Source organism: Danxiaibacter flavus (genome assembly GCF_041060425.1).
Lineage (GTDB): Bacteria > Bacteroidota > Bacteroidia > Chitinophagales > Chitinophagaceae > Danxiaibacter > Danxiaibacter flavus.
On record NZ_JAULBC010000006.1, the window covers coordinates 17,134 to 37,104 of the forward strand.

At 42.1% G+C, this 19,971-nt stretch carries 11 protein-coding genes; 6 read left to right on the plus strand and 5 right to left on the minus strand.

What is annotated here, in order from left to right; translation table 11 throughout:
* Positions 1-577: 577 nt before the first annotated feature.
* Together QTN47_RS17380 and QTN47_RS17385 are read right to left on the minus strand one after the other, a co-directional pair.
* Positions 578-2,023 carry an amino acid permease gene (locus QTN47_RS17380; protein WP_369330677.1) on the minus strand — a complete coding sequence of 482 codons (1,446 nt, stop codon included), beginning with the start codon at positions 2,021-2,023 and terminating at the stop codon, positions 578-580.
* Positions 2,024-2,157: 134 nt separating this feature from the next.
* Complete coding sequence (locus tag QTN47_RS17385) at positions 2,158-2,568, minus strand: VOC family protein (RefSeq protein ID WP_369330678.1); 411 nt, start codon at positions 2,566-2,568, stop codon at positions 2,158-2,160.
* A 155-nt stretch (positions 2,569-2,723) separates the two neighbouring features.
* Here QTN47_RS17385 and QTN47_RS17390 point away from each other — a divergent pair, with 155 nt between their 5' ends.
* Together QTN47_RS17390 and QTN47_RS17395 are read left to right on the plus strand one after the other, a co-directional pair.
* Complete coding sequence (locus tag QTN47_RS17390) at positions 2,724-3,551, plus strand: GNAT family N-acetyltransferase (protein WP_369330679.1); 828 nt, start codon at positions 2,724-2,726, stop codon at positions 3,549-3,551.
* A 665-nt stretch (positions 3,552-4,216) separates the two neighbouring features.
* Positions 4,217-4,654 (plus strand): SRPBCC domain-containing protein, encoded by a 438-nt coding sequence (locus tag QTN47_RS17395; RefSeq protein ID WP_369330680.1) that lies wholly within the window; start codon positions 4,217-4,219, stop codon positions 4,652-4,654.
* Between the two features lie 396 nt (positions 4,655-5,050).
* Here the strand turns inward: QTN47_RS17395 and QTN47_RS17400 are convergent, their stop codons facing one another.
* Both QTN47_RS17400 and QTN47_RS17405 read right to left on the minus strand, forming a co-directional pair.
* Positions 5,051-6,622: a RagB/SusD family nutrient uptake outer membrane protein gene (locus QTN47_RS17400; protein ID WP_369330681.1), complete on the minus strand. Its 1,572-nt coding sequence runs from the start codon at positions 6,620-6,622 to the stop codon at positions 5,051-5,053.
* A 37-nt stretch (positions 6,623-6,659) separates the two neighbouring features.
* The gene (locus QTN47_RS17405; RefSeq protein WP_369330682.1) at positions 6,660-9,845 is read right to left on the minus strand and encodes a SusC/RagA family TonB-linked outer membrane protein; all 3,186 of its coding nucleotides are present in this window, start codon (positions 9,843-9,845) and stop codon (positions 6,660-6,662) included.
* A gap of 707 nt (positions 9,846-10,552) precedes the next feature.
* Between QTN47_RS17405 and QTN47_RS17410 the strand changes: the two genes are divergently transcribed.
* Positions 10,553-13,900, plus strand: coding sequence for a VCBS repeat-containing protein (locus tag QTN47_RS17410; protein ID WP_369330683.1), 3,348 nt, complete (start codon positions 10,553-10,555; stop codon positions 13,898-13,900).
* 20 nt (positions 13,901-13,920) lie between these two features.
* On the opposite strand, the gene QTN47_RS17415 is transcribed toward QTN47_RS17410, so the two are convergent.
* The gene (locus QTN47_RS17415) at positions 13,921-14,946 is read right to left on the minus strand and encodes a LacI family DNA-binding transcriptional regulator (protein WP_369330684.1); all 1,026 of its coding nucleotides are present in this window, start codon (positions 14,944-14,946) and stop codon (positions 13,921-13,923) included.
* A gap of 338 nt (positions 14,947-15,284) precedes the next feature.
* Here QTN47_RS17415 and QTN47_RS17420 point away from each other — a divergent pair, with 338 nt between their 5' ends.
* From QTN47_RS17420 to QTN47_RS17430, 3 genes are all read left to right on the plus strand, one after another.
* Positions 15,285-17,855 (plus strand): glycosyl hydrolase 115 family protein, encoded by a 2,571-nt coding sequence (locus QTN47_RS17420; RefSeq protein WP_369330685.1) that lies wholly within the window; start codon positions 15,285-15,287, stop codon positions 17,853-17,855.
* Between the two features lie 198 nt (positions 17,856-18,053).
* The gene (locus QTN47_RS17425; protein ID WP_369330686.1) at positions 18,054-19,139 is read left to right on the plus strand and encodes a glycoside hydrolase family 43 protein; all 1,086 of its coding nucleotides are present in this window, start codon (positions 18,054-18,056) and stop codon (positions 19,137-19,139) included.
* Between the two features lie 27 nt (positions 19,140-19,166).
* On the plus strand, positions 19,167-19,967 hold the full coding sequence (locus QTN47_RS17430) for a polysaccharide deacetylase family protein (protein WP_369330687.1): 801 nt from the start codon (positions 19,167-19,169) through the stop codon (positions 19,965-19,967).
* Positions 19,968-19,971: the final 4 nt, after the last annotated feature.

Genomic DNA, 19,971 nt, shown 5'->3' on the forward strand with positions numbered 1-19,971 from the left:
TGCAATTTTTCCCGTAGGGAATTAAGCTCAATAGAAATGATCGAATAGGGAATTTCATAGCCCGTTAGTGCTTTAACCAATGAAAGGGTTAATGTCCTATGGACAAGGAGAACATGAATTATTGACTTTTCTATTGAGCTATAAGCCCTACGGGCTATCGACACCAAGCGTACTGTCACCACCTTTTTGATGGTAATTAACCAAATTCCCTGGTGCCAATGACAGATTTTATAACAGTTGCAATTTTTCCCGTAGGGAATTAAGCTCAATAGAAATGATCGAATCGGGAACTTCATAGCCCGTTAGTGCTTTAACCAATGAAAGGGTTAATGTCCTACGGACAAGGAGAACATGAATTATTGACTTTTCTATTGAGCTATAAGCCCTACGGGCTATCGACACCAGATATACTGCCATTACCTTTTTGATTGTGGTTAACCAAATTCACTGGTCGGGATGACGATCCTGGCTTATCAACAAGCAATCACAACATTCCGCTAATTTTGAATTTTTACTTTGCCTTATCCCTCACGCCTCAAGCCCGACACCTGATGCCTGACACCTGATACCTCACGCCTTACAGCTTCTCCCTCAACCTCAACCTGCTATTCTTCTTCCCGTATCCAAAATAAATGGCAAAGCCTATCGCAAGCCAAACGATCAATCTGATCCATGTATCAGCAGGAAGAGAAACCATCATTACGAGACAGGTGATAATACCCAGAATAGGTACCAACGGAACAAAGGGCGTTCTGAACGGACGATGAACGTCAGGCTGTTGCTTACGAAGTATAAGTACTCCGGCACAAACCATAATAAAGGCCAACAGGGTGCCGATGCTTGTCATTTCACCAACGACACTTATCGGTACCAGTCCTGCAAACAGGCTGATAAAAATGCAAAGCACAATATTTGATCTTGCAGGTGTTTGAAACTTAGGATGCAATTGAGAAAAGGTTTTGGGCAACAAACCATCGCGGCTCATGGAATAAAATACACGTGACTGGCCAAGAAGATCAACCAATATCACCGATGTGTAGCCGATAAGTATGGCCACAATCACAGCCTGGCTTAGCCATGCATACGGTGTTTTTTGTATAGCTACCGCAACAGGTGCGGCACTGTTTTTAAATTCTGTGTAGTTGGCCATTCCCGTCATAACATAGCCAAACAACACAAACAATATTGTACATATCAGCAATGAACCGATGATGCCGATGGGCATGTTGCGTTTTGGGTTTTTAGTTTCCTGCGCCATGGTGGCAACAATATCAAATCCAATAAATACGAAGAAAACAACACCAGCGCCACGTAATACACCGCTCCAGCCAAATTCGCCAAATTTGCCGGTGTTTGCCGGTATGTAAGGATGATAGTTGGCCGGATCTATATAGTTCCATCCTAAGGCAATAAACACCAATACAACGCCCACTTTAAGTGCAACAACAATGATATTAAATAACGCTGATCCCTTTGTGCCTCTGATAATTATTGCGGTGATGAGCGCGATGATTAAAACTGCAGGCAGATTAATAATGCCATGAATAATTTCTCCATTGGCTAACGTAACACTTTCAAATGGAGATTGAACAAATTGTGCAGGCAAATGAATGTTGAATTTTGCGAGGAACTTAACCAGGTATTGCGACCAGCTGATGCCTACCGTGGCTGCGCCAACAGAGTATTCAAGTACCAGGTCCCAGCCAATGATCCAGGCAAACAGTTCGCCCAGTGTTGCATATGCATAAGTATAAGCACTTCCTGCAACAGGAACCATAGATGCAAATTCCGCATAACATAAGGCGCTGAATGCGCAACCAACTGCGGCAACAACAAATGACAGCGTTACCGCCGGCCCGGCATTGTTCGCCGCGGCAATGCCTGTTAATGAGAATAACCCGGCGCCAATAATTACACCTATACCAATAGCAACCAGGTTAATTGCTCCGAGGCTTCTTTTTAAAGTTAGTTTTCCTGTTTCTGCAGCTTCCTGCTGCAGCATTTCCAATGACTTCTTCAACATGCCAGATAATGTTCATATAAAAAAAGCCTTTCATAATGAATGGCTTTTAGAAATTAGTTGTTCGTTACAGGCGGCAAACATACGACAAAAAATGATAGTCTAGTTAATTGGTAGAGATTAAAAAGTTTTGTGTGTTATGGTTGCGGGGGCATGTCGCTTTCGTCCATATAAAAAATCTCCCACAAATGGCCGTCAGGGTCTTCAAATGAGCGGCTATACATCCAGCCATCATTTTGGGTGTCTTTTGGTGAAGTTCCACCTGCTTTAATAGCATTATCAACTATATCGTCCACCTTGCTTTTGTTATCAACCGACAAAGCCATTATTGCCTCAATATTTTTTGAAGAATCACAGATTTCTTTTTTTGTAAAGGTTTTGAAAAAAGGTTCTGTCAGAAGCATTGCAAATATGTCTTCGCTAATGATCATGCACGTGGCATTTTTATTTGTGAATTGCGGGTTGAACATAAAGCCAAGGGCCGTAAAGAATTGAATCGATCTGTCCAGGTCTTTCACCGGGATGTTTACATAGATTTGTGTTGCCATAAGTGTTGTTTTTAGATTGATAAAGCAAATTTACTTTCAGCAAAAATGAATGAAGCTGTGTTGATCCGACCATTTGACGGGTAGATTGCGACAACCATAAAAATATTCTCAGCAAGCATATAACCGATATTATTTCCAGTGCTAAAACGCGTACTATGAGAAATGGAGACGCTAATGCAGGACCGGTTCTCTCTCACGCCGAACCGGTGATGGCTGTAAGAGATGTGGAAGAAACCATTCAATACTGGCAGAAAGTGTTGGGTTTTCCCAATAAGTGGACCTGGGGAGACCCGCCTGATCATGGAGGCGTTTCCTGGCAAAAGGTGTTTGTGCAGTTTCATAAGGATGAGGAGCGGGCAGCAGCTTCAAAAGGCAATATTGTCTGGATCCGTGTGCAGCGAATTGCCTTACTTTATGCAATTCATCAGCAAAAGAATGCCGACATTATAGAACCACTTAAGGCTGCTTCTTACGGGTTTTCAAGGTATATTATCCGCGATATCAATGGTTACATGATCCATTTTGCAGGACCTTATGAAGAACGGGAAACGGGGCCAGCCAAACTTCCTGAAAACATACAAATTGTTGCCAGGGTGCCAACTGAAGAAGAGGCTCGCGCACTGTCTTCATCCATTGGGTGGCGTTATTCATCGCCTTCAGGCAACGGTAATCCGGCACCGTTACCGGTGGTGTTTGCAGTAGTTGCAGAAAACTCAGATGATGGCACCGTTGTTGCATCAGCACTGTTATTAGGCGATCAGCGCAGCTTTTATTACATAAAAGATGTAATGGTTCATCCTGACTGGCAGGGCAGGCGTATTGGCACCGCATTAATGATTAAGATAAACAACTGGCTCGATAGAAATGCCACCAATCATTCACTGGTCGGATTATTCGCAAAAGAAACACTTGAACCATTTTATCAGCAGTTCGGTTTTAGCCAGGCGTTTGCTATGCTGAGGTATATTGAAAGGGAGGAATAATGCCGGAGTAGGTCAATGTGCATTTTAATACCAGTCATGCTTCTATACAACTAGTGAATAGTCAATGGTCAATGGTGAAGGTCCGGGCTGGCTAAGTAAATGTAAAGTCGTTTAAGTGCAATTATTATCGCAGGCAAAATTCTTATTTGCTCTATATGCCTTCTATACAACTGGTGAATAGTGAATGGTCAATAGTGAAGGGTACAAACTCGTTGAGTAGGTACAGCCGGCTCTAGTCAACATTGGCCGGCGTGTAAGGCCTTATATTCCCTTACATGCCTTATATGGTTTAAAAAACTTCGCTTCGGTCAGCTTTTGGCTTTAAGCTTTAGGCTTTAGGCCAGTTGTTTATAGAGAAACGTTGGCATGGCCGACACCTTGGTTATATGTTAATTGTAAAACCAATCATATGCGTTTGCCTGTAAATGTAACCTTGCTTGATTTCAGCACAAACCCTGATTTGCCAAGGTATATTTTTTATATTGTCATATTTAGTTTGATCGCGGTGATTGCGATCAGGGCGATCAGGAAAAGAAACAGGAAAAACAATGTGTAGGCTGGGCTTTTCTATTTAGCCTGTCGTATTTAACCCTCAAAAAGACGTCATCATACCCCTGCTTGTTTGAAATTGGTTGCAAACTTTGTTACACAAAAAAATTATTGTCATGGACTTTACAATCACCATCAATGCACCCAGGGAGAAAGTCTGGAACACGCTCTGGGATGATGCAACTTATCGCAAGTGGACATCCGCATTTGCCGAAGGTTCCAGGGCCGAAACAGATTGGCAGGAAGGAAGTAAAATACTCTTTCTGGACGGAAAAGGAGAGGGTATGGTTTCTGTCGTTGCCGAAAGCAGGCCCAACGAATTTATGTCTATCAAGCATCTTGGAATTGTGAGTGGAGGTGTTGAAAGTATAGACAGCGACGAAGCCAAACAATGGGCCGGCGCACTCGAAAATTATACGCTCGTAAACGAGAATGGCAAAACTCAATTGCATGTTTCAATGAGTGGTGCTGAAATTCCTAAAGAGTTTGAAGACTATTTTAAAAATACCTGGCCAAAGGCGTTGGATAAGTTGAAAGAGCTGTCAGAGCAATAGCACTCAAAGGCCAGTACAAATACGAATTACGAAGTACGAAGTACGTTGGTTCGGAAAGGCTCACTGGTTTGAACACGCAGCTGTGCTTTAAGTACGAGGTACGTTGGTTGGGAAAGGTTCACTGATTTGAGCACCCGCTAGACTTTATGAATGAATTATAAAATGCGAAGTACGTTGATTTGTATTACAAGGTTTGATATTAGAACTGTCTTAAATTAATTAAGTACTTCTTCGTTCGTACTTCAAAAACAAAAAAGGGGCCGGTTATTTAAACCAGCCCCTCTTCGTATAATATAACCCAATTGCCAATTCTAAATTGATAGTTTTTGAAAACTGTTAAGAAAAAAGACGGTATACAAAATTAGGTACTTCGTACTTCTGACTTCGTACTTGCTGTTAGTATCCCGGATTTTGCTTGTCAATCCCACCTTCTCCCAGTTTCGGATTATTATCAATTTCCTGTTGTGGTATCGGAAGCAACTCATCTCTTCCCTTTCTGAAATAAGGCAACGGATCTGTTGTGTAGTAGCCTTTTTTGCGCCATCTTATAATGTCTATGTTGCGAAGTTCTTCATCACCTAATTCCACGGTTCTTTCATGCATAATGGCTTTGGTAACCTGGTCCTTGGTTCCGGTTGGAAATTGAGCTGTGGGATAGTGTGGCATTTTCACTGTGGCCCTGTCTCTAACCTGGTTCAAATATGCTACGGCATTAGCGGTACCGCCTGTTTCGTTTTCACATTCAGCCAGCATCAGTAAAACTTCGGCATAACGAATGATACGCTGGTTATTGCCGGCGGGATGGAAAGATGCCTGGGCAAGGCTCTGTTTGTAGATCATCATAAACTTGCGCCAGCTTACCTTCTTTGTAACTCCGTTTACAACCGAAGCATTACCGTTCTGCATGCCATCTGTTAAAACATCCTGATCATTATTGAATTTGTCGCCTGTTTCGTATACAGTCACTTTATAACGGGGGTCAGTTTTTGTTGCGCCTGTTGCGGTATTTTCAAATTCGTTCAGGAATCTGTTGGAAGGGATCAGGTTTCTCCATGCAACAGGGCAGTATTCCTGGTTGCGTACAGTTGCCTGTGCGTTGCCGGATCCGTCACCTGTATAACCCCAGTCAAAAGCATTGTCACCTTTATCGAAATAAACAGCTTCCCAAATGGATTCAGGGTTGAACTCAGTTTCTTCAATAAAATTATCTTCATAGTTATCTACCAGGTGATACAGGCCCGAAGAAGTAACCTTTAACAAGGCTGTTTTAGCTGCGGCATAATCGCCTTTCTGCATATTCACTCTGCCAAGCATTGCATTCGCAGCACCGGAAGTAACTCTGCCAAGGTCTGAAGTACCGTAACTCGGGCTGAGTACCCCTGCAGCATCGTTAAGATCCTGGAGGATTTGTGTATAGATGGCATCTTCTGACACGCGTGACTGAAACTGGTCGGGAGCAGATACAACCTGTGTGTACAAAGGAACAGGTCCCCACATGCTCACCAATTCAAAATAAGCCCATCCGCGGAAGAATTTTGCCTGGGCAACACATTGATCGCGCACAGCATCATTATCTGTAACATTGGCTGCACTTCCTATCACAGCATTTGAACGGTGAATTACTGTAAACAATCCGTTCCATACACTGTTCATTACGGAATTATCAGAAGTGGTTGCACCGTTTAATATTTGGGCACGTGGCACTTCCAGCTGACCGCCGCCAGATGATACATCATCGCTTCTGCAATCATGCAGAAAGAACCATTCGCGTCCAACCAGGCCGCCACCATGAAAAACAGAATAGATGGCGTTGGTGCCTTTCTGCAATTCGTCTGCATTTTTAAAATAGCTATCCAGTGTTATATAACTGGGATTGCTTTTATCTAATTGTTTATTACACGCTATAATTAAGGCGGTTGATATTAAACAGGCAATTACAGCGCTCCGGTAAAAAGTTGTTTTTTTCATGATCAATTTTTTTGCATTTCAAAAATGAATACCTGTTTTAAAATCCTACCTGTAAACCGATTTGGAAAGATCTGGCCGCCGGATATTGACCATAGTCAATACCGTTGGTAAGTGTTGTGTTTTTAGAACCGATTTCAGGATCCCAACCTTTATAACTTGTAAAGGTCAGCAGGTTTTGAGATGCCACATAAACTCTGAAACTTGCCACTGTGCCTTTCGTAATATTGCGCAGTGTAGAAGCCGGAATGTTGTAACCCAGTATAATATTTTTGAGCCTCAAATAAGAACCATCTTCAATCCATCTGCTGGAAACACGCACGTTCTGATTGGGGTCTCCACTAATCGCTCTCGGAATATTTGTGTTGGTGTGTGATGAGGTCCATGCATCAAGCACTTCAACTCCCGCGCCAAACAAACGGGCCATACCTTCGCGCAGTACACGTGTACCATCATATATTTTGTTGCCGGAAACACCCTGAAAAAAGAGAGACAGATCAAAGTTATTATAGGTTGCACTATAGTTCAAAGCGTAAGAGAATTTTGGTATATAGCTGCCGAGGAATGTGCGGTCATCAGCAGTAATTTTTCCATCATTATTCAGGTCCTTGAACTTAAGGTCACCGGCTGAGGTTGATTTTGTAGGATCGGTGCCAGATATCTGTGTCGGGCTCTTGCTTACTTCATCCTGGCTTTGGAAAATGCCATCAACAACATATCCGTAGAATGATTGAATCGGCTGTCCCGCAACAGTTCTTGTGATGTTGCCATTACCAAAGTCAGCATCAGCACCCGCGTCAATAGTTGCATTCGGCGTGTTCAGATTTAAGATCTTGTTTTTGATAAAGCCGATATTACCGCTTAAGGTCCAGGTAAATTTGCCTGACGTTTTATTGTACGCAGCCTGAATATCAACACCTGAATTTTCCATGGCTGCTGCGTTCAGTTGAGAACCAGCGCCGCCAAATCCAAAACTGGAAGGTGTTGGAATGGTAAGTATCAGGTTGTCTGTTTTTCTTTTGTACCACTCAGCAGTAATAGTCACTTTATTTCTCCATAAACCGAGGTCAATGCCCAGGTTAAGCTGTTTTGTTTTTTCCCACTCAAGACTGCTGCTTGCTAACTGGTTGTAGTAAGAAGCGTTACCGGTGCTAAGTGTATTGCCGAAAGGATAGGTGGCTCCGTTAGCCTGTACAACAGCCTGCCAGGGATATTCGTTTGCAAGAATAGAGTTTTGCAGTGCAGGGAAAATACCAATGGCATTTAAGCCGGTAATGCCCCAGCCCCCTCTTAATTTTAACTCTGAAATTGTTGGGATCTGCTTCATGAAACCTTCCTGGTCAACTCTCCAGCCTGCAGAAAACGATGGGAAATTCTGGTACTTCTTTCCCGGTGCCCACACTGATAAACCATCCCGGCGTATAGCGCCACTCAGCAGGTATTTGCCTGCGAATTCATAATTGATTCTTCCGATCAAAGATGTAATAAGTGTTGCTGTTCTTGTTGAAAATGCTGTCACATTTGTTGCGCCTGTAAGTGTTTCTACATCGTTACTGCTTTGGTTGCCTGTTTGATTTTCGCCAAAGTTTTTACCATCCTGGTTTTCGAATACGGCGATAGCGTTAACATGGTGTTTGCCAAATGTTTTATCAAATGTCAACTGTTCAGTATACAATAGTGTGGTTCTGTTAGCGCGTTGATCGGTGATAGTAGCAACGGTAGCATTCCTTCCTTTATCATTGAAGATAGGGCTGAACTGATGCTGATATTGGCTTGCATAGTCTGCTCCAAAAGTTGATCTGAAATTCAACCATGGTGTAAAGTTTACCTGCACATAAGCGCTACCCAGTAGCTTAAGGGTCTGACGGTTAGCATCGCCTAACAACAACGCGTCTTCAACCGGATTGGTAGGATCTGCACCATCTACACTGTTTTCAGCATTGCGGTAACCTCCCAAAGTAGTTGGATCACGTACCGGTAAATAGGGGAGCGATCTTACAACGTTTGCGATCCTTGTTCTGTTACCGCCAGTGTTATCATATCTCTGTTTGGAATAAGAAAGCAAAAGATTTTCACCAACGGTGAACACCTTGCTGATGTTGTGATCTGCATTAACTCTGAAATTACCGCGCTGGTAATTTACACCCTGTGCAATACCATCTTGTTTAAAATAACCACCCGACATATAATATCTGGATCTGTCATTACCCCCACCTACAGAAAGGTTGCTTTGCGTGATCATTCCATTCTTGAAATACTCATCCTGCCAGTTGGTATTTGTCTGCGCGTAAGTCTGCGTGGTACCTTCATATATAGGCGAATTAAAGTTTGCATCCTGTAATCTTGGAGGCTTAGCAATGCCCGCCGCGCCATTCAGTGCGCGCTCATATTGCAGGTATTGATTGGTATTTAATAAGTCAACTTTTTTCCATGGACTTTGAACACCAATATAACTGTCCAAATACACATGCGCCTTACCATCTCTGGATCCTTTTTTTGTAGTGATGATGATAACGCCGTTGGTAGCGCGTGAACCATAGATAGCCGCGGCACTCGCATCTTTCAATACTTCTACGGATTGGACATCTTTACTGTCAAAGTTGGCAAGATTACCTGTAGGTATACCATCAACTACATATAAGGGATCGGATGCGTAGCTGATTGAACTGATCCCGCGGATCCTCACAATGGGATCAGTGCCCGGTGCTCCGTTGTTGGTAACGGTAACACCTGCAACACGTCCCTGTAACGCACCCTGTACACTTGCTACAGGTAATTCATTGATGGTTTTACCTGTAACTGAAGCTACCGAACCGGTTAATGAACTTTTCTTTTGCGTACCATAACCAATTACAATAACCTGTTCCAGCGATTGAGTCTCAGGCCTGAGGCTTATATCATACTGTTCACCGCTGCCAACTTTTATTTCGTTCACAGTATAGCCAACATAGGTGAAAGTAAGTATGTTGCCTGAGTTTGCGGTGATGCTGTAGCTGCCATCGTTTCCCGTAACAGTACCTTTTGTTGTGTTTTTTATACCAACGGAAACGCCTGACATTGGTTTGCCATTTTCGTCTGTTACAACACCTCTGACACTCCTGGATTGCGCATAGGCTTTAGGGATGAAAAAAATGCAAAATGCAGATAGGAAAAAAAGATAAAAGATGCGCTTCTGGATATTTAATAGCGGCTGCATCTTTGAAAAGACTTCTGACAATGATTTCATATAGCAGTAATTATAGTTGAAGCAATATGGCTGTTGAAGCCACGTTTCTGGAGCAGAAGGTTTGGCAAACAGTTTTAGCTTGAGTTCATAAATAGTTTTTTAATTGTTTTCAAAAGGCAGCATACGTGCTGAAGATCTGTTCAATCTTACGGTCATACTTGTTCAGAAAGTAACATCTCCATTGTCTGAGCATCATTATTTAATTCAGCAGTCATAGAATCAAACAATGATTTTTTTTAGACGGTCTGTAATGCAAGTCAACATCTGTTTACTGAAATAGAAGCAAGGCACGTCCAGTCCGGCTTATAGCGCTATAAGCCAGTTGCAGTACAACTGTTTCAGATAAAAGAATTGGCATTTGTTTCCGGAGTAAGCAATTGTTGATATTGGCATTTTTCAATCGTTTTACTCTCCGGCAGTTAGCATTATCAAAATAAAAGTAAGTATGTTTTAAATATATTGCAACCGATTGCAAAACTTTTAAGCTTTATTAAATGTCTGTATAAAAAAGGCCTTGATATTATGCACTATTTGCACGGAATAAACCTATTTTTAAACCAGTAACCGATTGCACAATTTTATTAGTGTTGCCCCTGTTTTGTAAATCATAGCGCCGGTGGATCAAACAAATTGAACAATGCGATGAAGTCATAATTGGTCTATATTGTTTAACAAACCGGTATAAATAATCTGCAACGTTCTTCCTTATGATGAAACAACTAACTGCGTTAATCCTTGCTTGTGGTATTATAATGGCATCATGCAAATCGCCTGGTAAAGAGAAACTGTTTACAAAACTTTCCTCCGGACAAACGGGAATTCATTTTAGTAATGACATTGATGAATCATTGTTTAAGAAACAGGCGCTGAATGAGTTTGCCTATATGGGCGGAGGCGTTGGGATCGGGGATTTTAATAATGATGGGTTGAAAGATATTTTTTTCTGCGGCAACCAGGTAAGCAGCAGGCTGTACGTTAATAAAGGAGAAAACAAGTTTGACGATATTACGGAAAAGGCCGGCGTTTTCACTACTGCCTGGTGTACCGGCGTGAGTATTGTAGATATTAATGGTGATGGTTATGATGATATTTATGTTTGCAACTATGGTAAAGGGCTAACATCGGCCGCTGCTAATCAATTGTTCATTAATCAGCACGATCTTACATTTAAAGAAGAAGCGGCTTCATACGGACTCGCTGACAGCAGTTACTCTACGCAAGCCGCATTTTTTGATTTTGACCTGGATGGAGACCTGGACATGTACCTGTTGAACTATCGCTTTAACGGGCCTAATGCAAATACAATTTTCCCGAAAGATCTTTCAGGCCATTCTCCTGCAAATGACAAGTTATACAGGAACGATGGAAAGATAAACGGCGCCGCTCATCCGGTTTTTACAGATGTAAGTATGCAGGCCGGTATAAAAGAAGATGGTTACGGACTGGGGGTTTCTGTAAGCGACTTTAATAATGACGGCTGGCCGGATATTTATGTATCAAATGATTTTTTATCGAATGATGTGTTTTGGTTGAATAACAGGAATGGTACGTTCTCCAATAGGCTGGACGCCGCTACCAAACATCAGAGTTATTCAAGTATGGGATGCGATGCGGCAGATATTAACAATGACGCCCTGGTAGATTTTGCAACGCTGGATATGATGCCGGAAGATAACAAGCGTAAGAAGTTAACGTACTCCTTTATGAATTATGAACGTTATGAAACAGAACGTTCACTGGGGTATTCGCCGGAGTTTATGCGCAACATGTTACAACTGAATAATGGCAACTGGAACATGCATGATACAGCAATTCCTTTTTTTAGCGAAATAGGGCAAATGGCGGGCATTTCAGAGACAGACTGGAGCTGGAGTGTGCTGCTGGCTGATTTTGACAATGACGGTTGGAAGGATGCTCATATTACAAACGGTATTGGCAGGGACTTTATTAATTCCGATTTCATTCAGTTTACAACAACAGTGGGTGTGAATACAATTGATCCCGAAAAACAGCGCCAGTTGATGAATGAGGAAATAAAATCACTTGATCATGTTAATCTTCCCAATTATCTCTATATCAATAATCACAACTATAGTTTCCGCAATGCGTCTCATGAGGCAGGCATTGACCAGCCTTCATTGTCTACCGGCTGCGCTTATGCTGACCTTGATAACGACGGTGATCTTGATCTTGTAGTGAATAATATTAACGGAGAAGCCTTTGTGTTTAACAACAATTCCATGCAAACCAAAGAAGGCCGGCACCACTATCTGGGTTTTAATCTTGTAGGAGAGAGTGCCAATCGCGAAGCAATTGGCACTAAGATATATGTGTACAAGGATGGCAAGGCGCAATTGCAGGAACAGGAACCGGTAAGGGGATATTTGTCAACTGTCGACAGGAAGTTGATCTTTGGTTTGGGAGATGCATTGTCGGCGGATTCAGTTGTGATATCCTGGCCCGGAAGCAAACGGTCGGTGGTGAAAAATGTTCGCGCAGATTCAGTATATCGTATCGAAGTAATGGATGCAGTTGCCGCACCACCACAGGTAAACGAACATCATCCCTTTCTGTTCAGCAACGTAACAGATAGTACCGGTCTTATATACAAGCATATGGATGTTACTTATAATGATTATGCAGTTCAGCGATTACTGCCACAAAAGTTTTCACAACTGGGGCCGTTCATTGCAGTTGGTGATGTAAATAATGATAGCCTGCCCGATGTATTTGCCGGAGGCGGATTTAACTTTTCCGGAAAGCTGTTTACGCAGCAAAAAAATGGCTCTTTTCTAGGAAAAGACCTGGTAAGTGGAGTGAAGATGCAGGAGGATATGGATTGTGTTTTCTTAGACGTGGACAATGATGGTGATAATGATTTGCTGATAAGCAGCGGAGACACAAGATACAGCGACACATCATCCTGGTATAAACCGCGTTTATATATAAATGATGGTAAGGGAAATTTTTCTCTTGCTGCGAACGCTTTGCCAGAAGCCGTTCGAACGATAGCAGGTTGTGTTGCCGCCGGCGATTATGATAACGATGGAGATATGGATTTGTTTATTGGCGGCAGAGTTTCTAAGCGCTATCCACTTTCACCCAAAAGTTTTATTCTTCAAAATAATAAAGGAATTTTTACTGATGTGACTGCAACTGTTTGTCCTGCACTGAAAGAACCCGGTATGATTACAGCAGCGAAATGGGCCGATTATGATGGAGATGGAAAGACAGATCTTGTAGTGGCGGGAGAGTGGATGCCTGTCCGGTTCTTCAAAAATAACGGATCTGCCTTGACGGAAGCAACTGGAACTACCGGTCTTACTCAAATGAACGGCATGTGGAGGAGTCTTGCTGCTGTAGATATTGATAAAGACGGAGATCTGGATTTTGTTGCAGGCAACCTGGGGCTTAACTGCAAATACCGCGTTGTAGCTGGCGAGCCAATGAAACTGCTTGCCAAAGACATAGATGGCAACGGAAGCATTGACCCGGTGATGTTCTATTATTTAAAAAATGACAATGGGAAAAAAGAGCTGTTTCCTGCCATTAATCGCGATCAGTTTGCTGACCAGGTGCCCGCAATTAAAAAAATGTTCCTGAAACATAAAGATTATACTAAAGCCGATGAGGATAAAGTATTCAAAAATAAAGAAGGGTTATTGGAGTTTACTTGTGATGAAACTGCCAGCTGCTGGCTGGAAAACAAGGGTAATGGTAAGTTTGTAAAGCATCTCCTGCCTGCAGAGGCGCAGTTTGCGCCTGTAAATGCAATTATTTGTGATGATCTGGATGGCGATGGCGTCAATGACTTATTGCTTGCCGGTAATGAATATCAAACGGAAGTAATGACCGGCAGATACGACGCTTCTTATGGCTGCTTTTTGAAAGGGACTGATAAGGGGACATTTGCTTACACTTCACCGGCTACTAACGGCTTCCGGGTTGACGGAGATGTGAAGGATATGAAAATCATCAGATCAGGAAATAACAAATTGATCCTCGTGGCCATAAACAATAGCTATATGAAAGTATTCAGGGTGAACCCAAAATAGCCATGAGATAATATGTTGCGTTAAGACTTTTTTCTAAGTGAAGATTCTCTTATCAATACTTCAGACTTAAGAATGATCTTATTTGTTATCAGGATGTTGGTTAATCCGGCTAAATGATTGATCATATATGTAGCGGCCATTTCTCCCATTTGAAATGCCGGGTAGTTCACCGTTGTAATATTTGGTTCTATCAGCCTTGATACGGGATCATTGTTAAATCCGGCAATCGCAATGTCTTTCGGTATTTTAAGTCCGTTTTGTTTAAATACCCGTATACAACAGGCCGCGCTCATATCATTGGCAGCAAATAAACCGTCAGGTAGCTTTTTCATTGAAAGGATCTTCGCTGCTACTTCGGTTGATGCCTGTTCAGAAAGATCACAACTAAAAACGAGGTCGTCCGAAAAGTTGATACCAGCATCCATTAAAGCATGCTTGTAGCCGCTAAACCGTTCATTGTAAACGTTGCGTTTTAAATTGGCTGTTACGTGTGCAATTCGTTTGCAACCTTGTTCTATCAAGTGTTTGGTAATATCATAACCGTTCCGGTAATTATCGATCACAATGCTTACCTGTTCTGTGCTTTCCGGAACGCGGTCAAAGAAAATTACCGGAATATTTTTTTCTGCAAACTTGCTGAAATGATTTACAGTGTCTGTGTCATATGCTAAGGAAACGAGCAGACCATCAACCCGGTTGTCAAACATGGTCTGTGCGTTAATGATTTCTTTTGAGCCGGATTCGTTCGACTGGCTGATGATGATGTTATATCCTGCAGCGCTGGCAACTTTTTCCATAGCTGCGATAGCGGTGGAAACAAAATGGCTGTTCAATCGCGGTATGATTACGCCAATTGTATTCGTTTTGCGCTTTCGCAAATTGCTGGCAAAAAAATTGGAACGATAACCCATTTGCCGGGCTTTCTCCACCACCCGTTTACGTGTATTGCCGTTAATGCCTGAATGATCCTTAAGAGCACGGCTTACAGTAGCAGCAGAAATATTGAGTTCTTTCGCAATGTCGTAAATGGTAATATCCTTGTTCATAGTTGGCAGGCATCCATTATTTTAAAATTCCATGAAAAAGTTTTGCAATCGGTTGCAATGTTCGGATTCTTGTTTACATTAGTAATGAAAATCAGAATGCTTGCTGCCTGGTTAGTTGGCTTTTTCGGAGGAGCCAGTAGTGAAATTAAAATAAAAATAATTAACTGTAAAGAGAAAAATCGTTTTAGCTATTGTAACCGATTACGATTTTGAAACAAGGAATGGATGAGTTATTTACCCGGTTAGTTTTATTTTAATGGCTGATAGCTGAATGCTGATAGCTGAATGCTGATAGCTGAATGTTACGTATCAAATGCCTGTCGTCTAAAAACACCAAAATGAATTGCTTGCTAAAATATGGTTTCATCTTTTTGATACAACTTTTTTGTAGCGGAAATCTACCGGCGCAGCAGTTTGTTTCGGACAAGCCCGGCGCAGACTTCGTTGATATTTGCTCGAAGGCCGGTGCTGCTACTATATACGTTGACGACAACGACTTTGCCGTAGTAAAAAAAGCTTCTGTGCTTTTGCAACAGGATATTGAATCTGTAACCGGAATAAGACCTGATATTAAAGGAAATATTTTACCTGCAAAGACTGGTATTATAATCGGATCAATTGAAAGATCTTCCCTGATCAGGCAACTGGTACAGCGTAAAAAAATAGATGTAGCAAATATCAAAGGCCACTGGGAGGCATACCAGGTGCAAATGGTTCAGCATCCGTTTGCCGGTATGCAGCAGGCATTGGTGATTACAGGAAATAACAGGAGGGGAGTGGCTTATGGCATATTTGAGCTGTCAAAACAAATAGGTGTATCTCCATGGTATTGGTGGGCTGATGTGCCCGCAAAGAAAAGGGAAGCAATCTATATCAAGAAAAACCTGTTTATATCCGATGAGCCGAAAGTAAAATACCGGGGCATTTTTATTAATGATGAAGCGCCGGCATTAAGCGGCTGGACCAAAGAAAAATTTGGGGGCTTTAATCATCTGTTTTACGAGAAGGTCTTTGAATTGATATTGCGTTTGAAAGGAAATTATTTGTGGCCCGCGATGTGGGGAAATGCTTTTTACGATGATGATTTGTTGAATATTAAGGCTGCTGATGATTATGGCGTTGTCATCGGCACTTCGCATCATGAACCGCTGATGCGTGCGCACGTTGAATGGAAGAGATACGGTACAGGCCCATGGAACTATGATAGCAATGAGGTTAAACTAAAAAAGTTTTGGGAAGAAGGAATGCATCGTGCAACCAATGAGAAAATTGTAAGCATAGGTATGCGAGGTGATGGTGATGAACCAATGACAAGAGAAACAGCAACAGCTTTGCTGGAAAGAATTGTAGCAGATCAGCGTAAGATTATCACCGATGTTACACACAAACCCGCTTCCGAAACACCACAGTCATGGGCGCTGTATAAAGAGGTGCAGGACTATTATGATAAGGGTATGCGGGTTCCCGATGATGTTACGTTATTGCTGTGCGATGATAATTGGGGCAATATCCGCAGACTTCCAAAGCCCGGAGATAAACCAAGAAAAGGTGGCTACGGTATTTATTATCATTTTGATTATGTTGGCGATCCAAGAAATTATAAATGGCTCAATACAAACAATATTTCCAGAACATGGGAGCAAATGAACCTTGCCTGGGAATATAACGCAAGACAGATCTGGATCGTAAATGTGGGTGATATTAAGCCAATGGAGTATCCCATCTCTTTCTTTCTTGATCAGGCGTGGGATCCGGAAAAGATGACGATAGATAAGCTTACGACGTATTCAGAACAATGGGCCGCTGAACAATTTGGAAGTACTTACGCAAAAGATATCGGTGACATACTTACAAAATACTCAAGCTACAATGCACGGCGTAAGCCGGAATTGCTGGATGCGGAAACGTATAGTATTGAACATTACGACGAAGCAGACCGGGTTACCCATGACTGGCTGATGTTGCTTAAAAAAACTGAGGAAATCAACTCGAAACTTCCTGCAGTTTGTAAAGACGCTTATTTTCAACTGGTGCTTCATCCTGTAAAGGCTTGCGCAAATCTTCAGCAGCTATATACTGCAGTCGCCAGGAATAAATATTTTGCGGCCAGGCAAAATGCTATTGCCAATGTTTATGCGGATAAGGCAAAAGCGTTTTATAAAAATGATTCCATGCTCACAATCCAATACCACGCCATTGCCAATGGTAAATGGAATCACATGATGGATCAGACACATATTGGTTATACATACTGGCAGCAACCTCCCAATAATAGCATACCTGCTGTAACATATGTATCAACGGGGGCCAGCTTGCCGCAAAATTCAGTTTCTGTCTCTGCTTCCCAGGTAGCCAAAAACACGCAGCCGGCAAACAGTAAACAAAATGTTTTTTATGAGAATGATGGGTATGTATCTATGCTGGCAGGCAATTATACCAAAGCTATAAATGGAACGGATGCGCAATGGAAAGTGATTCCGGGCATTGGAAGAGAAGGTGATGGGATAACAACTTTTCCTGTTACGATGGCGCCAAAAGACCGTGAACTGTCACTGCGATTTGAATTTACCTGTAATGACAGCGGCGCAGTGAAAATCTATGCATTTTTCTCACCTACGTTGAATTTCCTAAACGGAGGTGGACTCAGGTACTCAATTGCAATAGATGATGAACAACCGCAGAGTATTGCCATTAATAAGGATGACGATGATAAGCCGACGTGGGAGAAATGGGTGGCGAACAATATTATTATAAAAACTACAGAACATCATTTATTGAAACCGGGAAAGCATACGATCCATTACAGCGTGCTGGATCCGGGAATTGTGCTGCAGAAAATAGTGATTGATTTTGGTGGAGTAAAACAAAGTTATCTCGGTCCGCCGGAGACATTGATGAATGGAGAATAGCGACAGTTGCCAACAATTAAAATCAATGATTTTTGGATGCTGAAATACTATACATTCTCAATATTGAGTACTTCGTAACTGTACTTAAAAACCGGCATAAATGTCTGTTAAAAGACAACATAGCATGTTCAATATGGAGTACTTCGTAACTCGTACCTAAAATAAATTCTTTACAAAACAAACAGAAAAACTTTTCACATGGCAATAATTAACCGCGCTCTGCCCATATTTGCCGCAGCGATTATTACAGGATGTGCGAATAACAAAAGTCCTGTAAATATGCAGGACAGCGCCAAAAGTAGCACAGAAAAAAAGAGAGAACCAATTTCTCAGCCACTGGTATCACACATATATACAGCAGATCCGTCTGCTCACGTATTTAACGGGTGCATTTATGTCTATCCCTCTCATGATACTGCAACGGGGACGCCGGAAAACGATAACGGTGATCATTTCAATATGATGGACTACCATATTCTATCGATGGATTCAATCGGCGGTAAAGTAACGGACCACGGCATTGCGTTACACATAAAAGACATCCCATGGGCAGGACGGCAGTTGTGGGCACCTGATGCAGCTTTTGCAAACAATACGTATTATCTCTACTTCCCTGTAAAAGATAAGAAGGATGTGTTCCACATAGGTGTGGCTACAAGCAATAAACCGGAAGGTCCTTTTGTGGCAGAGAAAGAGCCGGTCAAAGGAAGTTACAGTATTGATCCGTGCGTGTTTAAAGATGATGATGGCAGCTATTATATGTATTTCGGCGGCATTTGGGGCGGACAACTTCAACGCTGGAATGACAATAAATATGATTCAGCAGCAGGCCTGAGAAAAGGTGATGAGCTGGCTGTTTTGCCGCGTGTAGCTAAGTTGTCAAAAGACATGAAGCATTTGGACGGCAATGTAAAGGAGATAAAGATCGTTGATAAGAACGGCAATCTTTTTAAAGAAAAAGACAATGACAAACGCTTCTTTGAAGCATCATGGCTACATAAGTACAAAGGGAAATATTACTTCTCCTACTCAACCGGCGATACACATTTTATTTGCTATGCCACAGGAGACAGTCCTTACGGACCTTTTACCTACCAGGGTGTTATTCTAAAGCCTGTGGAGGGTTGGACAAACCACCATTCCATTATCGAGTTTAAGGGCAAATGGTACCTGTTCTATCACGATGTGCAGTTAAGTGGCAAAACGCATTTGCGGAATGTAAAAGTCACCGAGCTGAAATACAATGATGATGGTTCGATTCAAACTATTGATGCATATAAATAACATTTAGTAAAACACATTGCCAAATTCATGACTACTAAGATCATAACGCTTATTGTATTAGTTTGTGCATACTCATTTGTGTATGCGCAAAAAGGAAATGTATGGAATTTAAAAAAATGCGCCGTTGTATTGACTTATGATGATGCATTGAATGAAGACATTGATAACGTGGCACCTGCACTTGATTCATTGGGATTGAAAGGGACGTTTTATTTGTCCAACTATACAGGCACGTTAGATACACGTATGGATGCGTGGAAAAAAATAGGCGCAAATGGTCACGAGCTGGGCAATCATACTTATTACCATCCTTGTCTTGGGAACCTGCCAGGCCGTGGATTTGTAACTGCTGAAAAGGATCTGAGCCGTTATGCGATCCAGCGCATTGATGAAGAGATTCACATGATGAATACTTTGCTTAAGGCATTCGACGGAAAAGACAAAAGAAGTTTTGCCTATCCATGCGGAGACGTAAAAATCGGAGACTCCGCCTATCTCGATCCTTTGCGGAAAGAATTTACCGGTGCCCGTGGCACACAACCAGAAATGCCGCAAATACAGCATGTGGACCTGTACAACATTGGCTGTTATGGAATAAACGGGCAAACAGGAGCGGAGTTAATTGCGTTGGTTAAAAAAGCGGTGGATGCCGGTAGTTTGCTCGTGTTTCTGTTTCATGGAGTTGGCGGTGGTCACTCACTCAATGTGTCATTAGAAGCGCACAGCCAGCTTTTACATTTTCTCAAACAACATGAAAAAGAGATCTGGATAGCGCCTATGACGGAAGTAGCATCCTACATCCGCCAATATCAATCACAAACAAAATAAACAG

Bases quoted from the DNA above. Each gene is read 5' to 3' on its own strand.
- QTN47_RS17395 (WP_369330680.1), top strand. From the start codon at position 4,217: ATGGACTTTACAATCACCATCAATGCACCCAGGGAGAAAGTCTGGAAC.
- QTN47_RS17420 (WP_369330685.1), top strand. From the start codon at position 15,285: ATGAATTGCTTGCTAAAATATGGTTTCATCTTTTTGATACAACTTTTT.
- QTN47_RS17410 (WP_369330683.1), top strand. From the start codon at position 10,553: ATGATGAAACAACTAACTGCGTTAATCCTTGCTTGTGGTATTATAATG.
- QTN47_RS17405 (WP_369330682.1), bottom strand. From the start codon at position 9,845: ATGAAATCATTGTCAGAAGTCTTTTCAAAGATGCAGCCGCTATTAAAT.
- QTN47_RS17430 (WP_369330687.1), top strand. From the start codon at position 19,167: ATGACTACTAAGATCATAACGCTTATTGTATTAGTTTGTGCATACTCA.
- QTN47_RS17415 (WP_369330684.1), bottom strand. From the start codon at position 14,946: ATGAACAAGGATATTACCATTTACGACATTGCGAAAGAACTCAATATT.
- QTN47_RS17385 (WP_369330678.1), bottom strand. From the start codon at position 2,568: ATGGCAACACAAATCTATGTAAACATCCCGGTGAAAGACCTGGACAGA.
- QTN47_RS17380 (WP_369330677.1), bottom strand. From the start codon at position 2,023: ATGTTGAAGAAGTCATTGGAAATGCTGCAGCAGGAAGCTGCAGAAACA.
- QTN47_RS17400 (WP_369330681.1), bottom strand. From the start codon at position 6,622: ATGAAAAAAACAACTTTTTACCGGAGCGCTGTAATTGCCTGTTTAATA.
- QTN47_RS17390 (WP_369330679.1), top strand. From the start codon at position 2,724: ATGAGAAATGGAGACGCTAATGCAGGACCGGTTCTCTCTCACGCCGAA.
- QTN47_RS17425 (WP_369330686.1), top strand. From the start codon at position 18,054: ATGGCAATAATTAACCGCGCTCTGCCCATATTTGCCGCAGCGATTATT.